This window comes from Sphingomonas bacterium (genome assembly GCF_028289855.1).
Taxonomy (GTDB): domain Bacteria; phylum Pseudomonadota; class Alphaproteobacteria; order Sphingomonadales; family Sphingomonadaceae; genus Sphingomonas.
Genome location: NZ_JAQGKZ010000087.1, coordinates 1 through 5,395, shown reverse-complemented (window position 1 = coordinate 5,395; position 5,395 = coordinate 1). Strand labels below are relative to the sequence as shown.

General features: G+C 64.0%; 6 protein-coding genes and 1 pseudogene. 4 read left to right on the top strand and 3 right to left on the bottom strand.

All coding sequences use genetic code 11. From position 1 onward, the window contains the following. Positions 1-265, top strand: a pseudogene (locus JWM94_RS10120) (hemerythrin domain-containing protein); the annotation flags it as partial. A 61-nt stretch (positions 266-326) separates the two neighbouring features. Here the strand turns inward: JWM94_RS10120 and JWM94_RS10115 are convergent. Both JWM94_RS10115 and JWM94_RS10110 read right to left on the bottom strand, forming a co-directional pair. Continuing rightward, positions 327-650, bottom strand: coding sequence for a hypothetical protein (locus JWM94_RS10115; protein WP_299425983.1), 324 nt, complete (start codon positions 648-650; stop codon positions 327-329). Between the two features lie 132 nt (positions 651-782). Then, positions 783-1,223 (bottom strand): hypothetical protein, encoded by a 441-nt coding sequence (locus JWM94_RS10110; RefSeq protein ID WP_299425982.1) that lies wholly within the window; start codon positions 1,221-1,223, stop codon positions 783-785. 70 nt (positions 1,224-1,293) lie between these two features. Here JWM94_RS10110 and JWM94_RS10105 point away from each other — a divergent pair, with 70 nt between their 5' ends. The 3 genes from JWM94_RS10105 (at position 1,294) to JWM94_RS10095 (ending at position 2,915) form a co-directional block, all read left to right on the top strand. Beyond that, a complete protein-coding gene (locus tag JWM94_RS10105) occupies positions 1,294-1,434 on the top strand; it encodes a hypothetical protein (protein WP_299425981.1) in 141 nt (46 codons plus the stop codon). Positions 1,435-2,044: 610 nt separating this feature from the next. Beyond that, positions 2,045-2,518 carry an ADP-ribosyltransferase gene (locus tag JWM94_RS10100; RefSeq protein WP_299425978.1) on the top strand — a complete coding sequence of 158 codons (474 nt, stop codon included), beginning with the start codon at positions 2,045-2,047 and terminating at the stop codon, positions 2,516-2,518. A 133-nt stretch (positions 2,519-2,651) separates the two neighbouring features. Next, positions 2,652-2,915, top strand: a complete 264-nt coding sequence (locus tag JWM94_RS10095; RefSeq protein ID WP_299425984.1) for an SWIB/MDM2 domain-containing protein — start codon at positions 2,652-2,654, stop codon at positions 2,913-2,915. A gap of 21 nt (positions 2,916-2,936) precedes the next feature. On the opposite strand, the gene JWM94_RS10090 is transcribed toward JWM94_RS10095, so the two are convergent. Further along, positions 2,937-5,249 carry an ATP-dependent helicase gene (locus JWM94_RS10090; RefSeq protein WP_299425974.1) on the bottom strand — a complete coding sequence of 771 codons (2,313 nt, stop codon included), beginning with the start codon at positions 5,247-5,249 and terminating at the stop codon, positions 2,937-2,939. Between the last annotated feature and the right edge of the window lie 146 nt (positions 5,250-5,395).

The window sequence follows — 5,395 nt, the reverse complement described above, 5'->3', positions numbered from 1 at the left end:
GCTGATCGCGGAGATCGAGGCGGGCGGGCCGGACGACGATTATTACGACGCCAAGGTCAAGGTGCTGTCCGAACAGATCGAGCACCATGTCGAGGAAGAGGAAGCGCGGATGGAGGGCATGTTCAGCCAGGCGCGCAAGGCCGGGCTCGACATGGACGCGCTGGGCGAGCAACTCCGCGCGCGCAAGGAAGAGCTGGTCGCGGACTATACCGCCAACGGGTTGCCCAAGCCCGAAACCACGACCTTCACCGAAGCGACCGTCTGACGCGTCGCGCTGGCGAGGAAATCGGGGGCGGCTTGCGGGCCGCCCCCTTTTTCATGCGCGATCAGCGACGATTGCAGACGCGCACCCAGCGATGGTGGCGACGGACGTTCTGGCAATTGTTGCGCCAGCCATTGTGACGGCCGCGGTTCCAGCCGTTGTTGCCCCAGCGGTTGCCGTTGCCGCGCCAGTTACGGTCGCCACGGCGATCGTCGCGGCGGTCGGCGCGGCGATCATCGCGACGATCGTCACGGCGATCCATGCGGCGGTCGTCGGGGCTGACGTTACGCATGTCCTGCGGCGCGGCGATCCCGACGGGGGCAGCAACCGCGGGTGCGGCGCCCATCATCATGCCCGCCATGGCGGCGGCGATCAAAAAGCGTTTCATGGGGAGTATCCTCTCTCATGCCCGAAATAGGGCTGCCCCGGTGATACGAGCCAGCGCGGGCATGGTTCCTGAACGCGCTGGTCGGGTTGGGTACAGGTCAGGACCGGCGAAGGTCACGAAAGTCATACCCCGTCATGGGTCGGAACGCGACGAGCCGAGGAAATCGGCGAGTACTTGGCCACTCGCCGCCCGATCGGGCGACCATTGGCGCAGCGCGGTGATCAGCAGCCGGTTGTCGTAGCGCCGCCGCTCGCCGACCTGCAGCCCGCGATAGAAGACCGGCACCGCCTCGCCGTCCATCGCGCGCGTGATCGCGGTGTCGATGCCGACCGCGCGGCCCTGATCGACCGCCACGTCCCATGCCGCGGCGAAGCTCTCCGCGTCGGCGCGCGCACGCAGCCGATAGGCGGATTTGGGCATCATCCCGACTTCGCGCGCAGCGGCGCCGACCATCCCGCAACGGCCGAGTGCGTCGATAAACGCGCGCTGCCGCGCCGGCGTCCATCCGTCGCGGCGCGGCGCGGTGGGGACGGGATCGAAGGGAATCGGATCGAGGTCGAGCGCGGGGTGCATCGACCAGCGTATTTCAGACGAAATCCTACATTGGAAGGATTTTGTCGGTGCGTTCCTCGCGCTGGGCGCGGTGGCGTGGTTCCTGGTGCTCGAGCCGCTGTGGTTCCGCAGCCTGCTGCGCTGCGGCTGGGGGCGCGCGGTCGGGAATGCCGGGCGGGCTTATGCGGAGGGGTGGGTGCTGTTGGTGGCGGTTAGTTTGGCGATGGGGTGAGGTGACGGCAACCGCCATAATTGCAACGCAGCTATTCTATAGTTGCGCCAATCCTATTAAAAAGCTTGGATCGAAGATCGTCAGCGGTATCCCAAACAATGTGGCTAATCCCATCGGACAAGCGCAAATGGTCCGTCTTCTCCTTATTTCGTTTGTAGAGTAACTTTAGAAGTCTATCCAGCTTGTCGCGTGTTGTTGGGACTGGAAAAGTAGAAATCTCCGGAATGCTCTCCGAGTCTATATAGGTAGTAGTTTTTCCAGAATTCTTTAAGTATTCTGTTATCGCAATACGGTGTTCGGAAATTATAGCCGGGCTATCAGATATTAGTTCCCTGCTGACAAAATAATGAAAGCGGTCGTCGGTTAGGCCGAAAAAACCTTGCTGGGTTCCAGACCAGTCAAATTTGTCGTCGGGCCACAGTTTGGCATCAAGGTCTGTCGGTGAAATCATCTCATCCCGCTACAAAAACTATCCATCACCCGCTTCCGCCCCGTCGCTTCGAACTGAGCTTGTTGCTTGCGATCTTGGCAATCCTCCAGATCGAATGCAATCGTTGCTGGACGCCGGTTGCGGCGCCGATAGGCTGGCATCTGGAAGGGGGCGTCTTTGTTGACCGATGAGGAAGCTGAGACGGTGCGGGACTACTCCGGTGCCGCCTATCATTCCATCAATGCGGCCTTGCGCGGCGATGAATCCGAAACACCGAAGCTGCGGACGCAGATTGCGCTGATCGACAGTGCGCTCGCCAAAAGCATGACAAGCAGCGACCTGATTCTTTTTCGCGGCGTCGACGGCGATGCGGCAGCGTTGCTCATCGCGAGCGGGCTTCGTGCCGGAGCCATTTTGCGCGATCCTGCGTTCGTCAGTACTAGCCTGTCGCGTACCGTAGCATTACGCTTTGCGGCGTTCCCGCCGGGCGGACTTATGTATCAAATTACGGTTCCAGCCGGTAGCATTGCGTTGGACGCAACCCCATATTCCCAGTACGCTACCGAGCAGGAGTATATCTTGCCGCGCGACTGCGCGATGCGCGTCATTGGAGTCAATGCGGCTACGCGAACAATCGAATTGGAGTTGGTTTGACATGGCCAAGGTGTTGCGAAAACAGGTTGCCCGGTTGGCGAAGCCAGCTCAAGCACCTGCTCGGCTCGACCGGTTCGTGGTGAGCAGCGCGAACGGCGTCAAGATCGACGACAGCGGGGCGACCGGTCCGAACCTGCTTACGGGATTAGCTCCGGCGCGTGGTATTCACGCGGCAGTGACGCCCTCGCCCGAATTGAGCGCGATCGTCGGATCGGCGCCGCTGCCGCGCAGTCAGGTGATCAGTAAAGTGTGGGAGCACATTAAAAAGAACAATCTGCAGAATCCCGCCAATAAGCGAGAGATTTTGGCCGACGATAAGCTCAAGAAAATTTTCGGGCGGGATCGGGCGACGATGTTCGAAATGAACAAGCATATCTCGAAGCACGTCAAGGCTTGAGAAGACCTCCTCAGCTGGCTCTCACCCCACCGTCACAAAACTATCCATCACCCGCTTCCGCCCGGCCGCTTCGAACTCGATCTCGAGCTTGTTGCCCTCGATCTCCTCGATCGTGCCGTAACCGAATTTCTGGTGGAACACGCGCATCCCGATCGCCACGTCGTCGCGGCCCTTGTTGCCGAGGCTCACCGCGCTTGCGCGCGCTTCGACCACGCGCGCCGGTTCGCGCGAGAAGGTGCGGCTGGTGAAGCTGCCGCCGGGCTTGCCGAAATCGACCCCCGCCGCGCGCTGCCATCCCGGGCCGCGCCCCGTGCCGCGGGCGACGTCGGCGAACGGGTCGGCGCGTTCGCTCCAATTGGCGCGCCACAGGCTTTCGCCGCCGGCCATGCTGCTTTCGCTGTCGATGTGCGCGTCGGGCAGTTCGGCGACGAAGCGGCTGGGGATGCTCGACGTCCATTGGCCGTAGATGCGGCGGTTGGCGGCGTGGAGGATCGTCGCGCGGCGCCGTGCGCGCGTAATCGCGACATAGGCGAGGCGACGTTCCTCCTCCAATGACGCTAGCCCGCCTTCGTCGAGCGAGCGCTGGCTGGGGAACAGCCCTTCCTCCCACCCGACCAGGAACACGGTGTCGTATTCGAGGCCCTTGGCCGCGTGGATCGTCATGATCGTCACCTTGGCCTCGTCGGCCTGCGCCTCATTGTCCATCACGAGGGAGACGTGTTCGAGGAACGCGGCGAGGTTTTCGTATTCCTCCATCGCGCGGACGAGTTCGGTGAGGTTTTCGAGACGCCCGGCGGCTTCGGCCGATTTCTCGGCCTGGTACATCGCGGTGTAGCCGCTTTCGTCGAGAATCTGGCGCGCGAGGTCGGGGTGGGGCATTTCGCCAGCCATGCTGCGCCACCGCGCCATGTCGGCGACGAGGTTGCCGAGCGCGCGGCGCGCCTGCGGGGTCAGCTCGTCGGTGTCGAGGATGCGCGCGGCGGCCGTGGTCAGCGGGATGCTCTCCGCGCGGGCGAGCTGGTGGACCTTCGCCAACGCCTTGTCGCCGAGCCCGCGCTTCGGCGTGTTGACGATGCGTTCGAAGGCGAGGTCGTCGGCGGGCTGCGCGACGACGCGCATATACGCGAGCGCGTCGCGGATTTCGGCGCGCTCGTAGAAGCGGAAGCCGCCGACGATGCGGTACGGCATGCCGATCGCGATGAAGCGGTCCTCGAACTCGCGGGTCTGGTGCTGCGCGCGGACCAGGATGGCAATGGTGTCGAGGCTCTGGCCGCGGATTTGTTGCGCGGCCTCGATCTCGTCGCCGACGCGGCGCGCTTCCTCGGGGCCGTCCCACACGCCGAGCACCTTGACCTTCTCGCCCTCGGCCTCCTCGGTCCACAACGTCTTGCCGAGCCGTCCGCTGTTGTTGGCGATTACCCCGCTCGCGGCGGCGAGGATGTGCGGGGTGGAGCGGTAATTCTGTTCGAGCCGGATGACCTTCGCGCCCGGAAAATCCTTCTCGAACTTCAGGATGTTCTCGACCTGCGCACCGCGCCACGAATAGATCGACTGGTCGTCGTCGCCGACGCAGCACAGGTTCTTGCGCTCCTGCGCAAGGAGCCGGAGCCAGAGATACTGGACGCTGTTGGTGTCCTGATATTCGTCGACCATGACGTATTTGAAGCGGCGCTGGTATTCCGCCAGCACCTCGCGATGGGTGCGCAGGATCACCAGCATGTGGAGCAGCAAGTCGCCGAAATCGCATGCGTTTAGCGCTTTCAGCCGCGCCTGATACGCGGCGTAGAGCTCGCCGCCGCGGCCGTTTGCGTAGCGCTCGCTCTCGCCCGCCTGGATGTCGGCGGGGACGAGGCCCTTGTTCTTCCATTCGTCGATCAGCCCGGCGAGGCTGCGCGCCGGCCAGCGTTTTTCGTCCAAGTCGGCGGCGAGGACGAGCTGCTTGAGCAGGCGCAGTTGGTCGTCGGTGTCGAGGATGGTGAAATTGGGGTGCAGCCCGACCAGCTCGGCATGCCACCGCAGCATCTTCGCGCCGATCGCGTGGAACGTGCCGAGCCACGGCATCCCCTCGACCACGTCGCCGACGATCTTGCGCACGCGCTCGCGCATCTCGCGCGCGGCCTTGTTGGTGAAGGTGACCGACAGGATTTCGGAGGGCCACGCCTTGCGGGTGTAGAGCAGGTGGGCGAGCCGCGCGGTGAGCGCGGCGGTCTTGCCCGTGCCCGCGCCGGCGAGGACCAGGACGGGCCCCTCGGTGGTCAGCACCGCCTCGCGCTGCGGCGGGTTGAGGCCGCGCAGGTAGGGTGGATCGTCGGGAAGGGTTTGCGGCTGAGTCACGTGTGAACACTTAGGGAACGTGGGGGAGGTGGGCAACCTCGCCGCCGGCCGTGCTTGGGGCTGCGCGCCTGCGCAGAAAAAAACGGGGCGGCCCGGGTGGACCGCCCCGTAGTTCGGGGAGGATCGGCAACAGGGGGGAGGCCGAT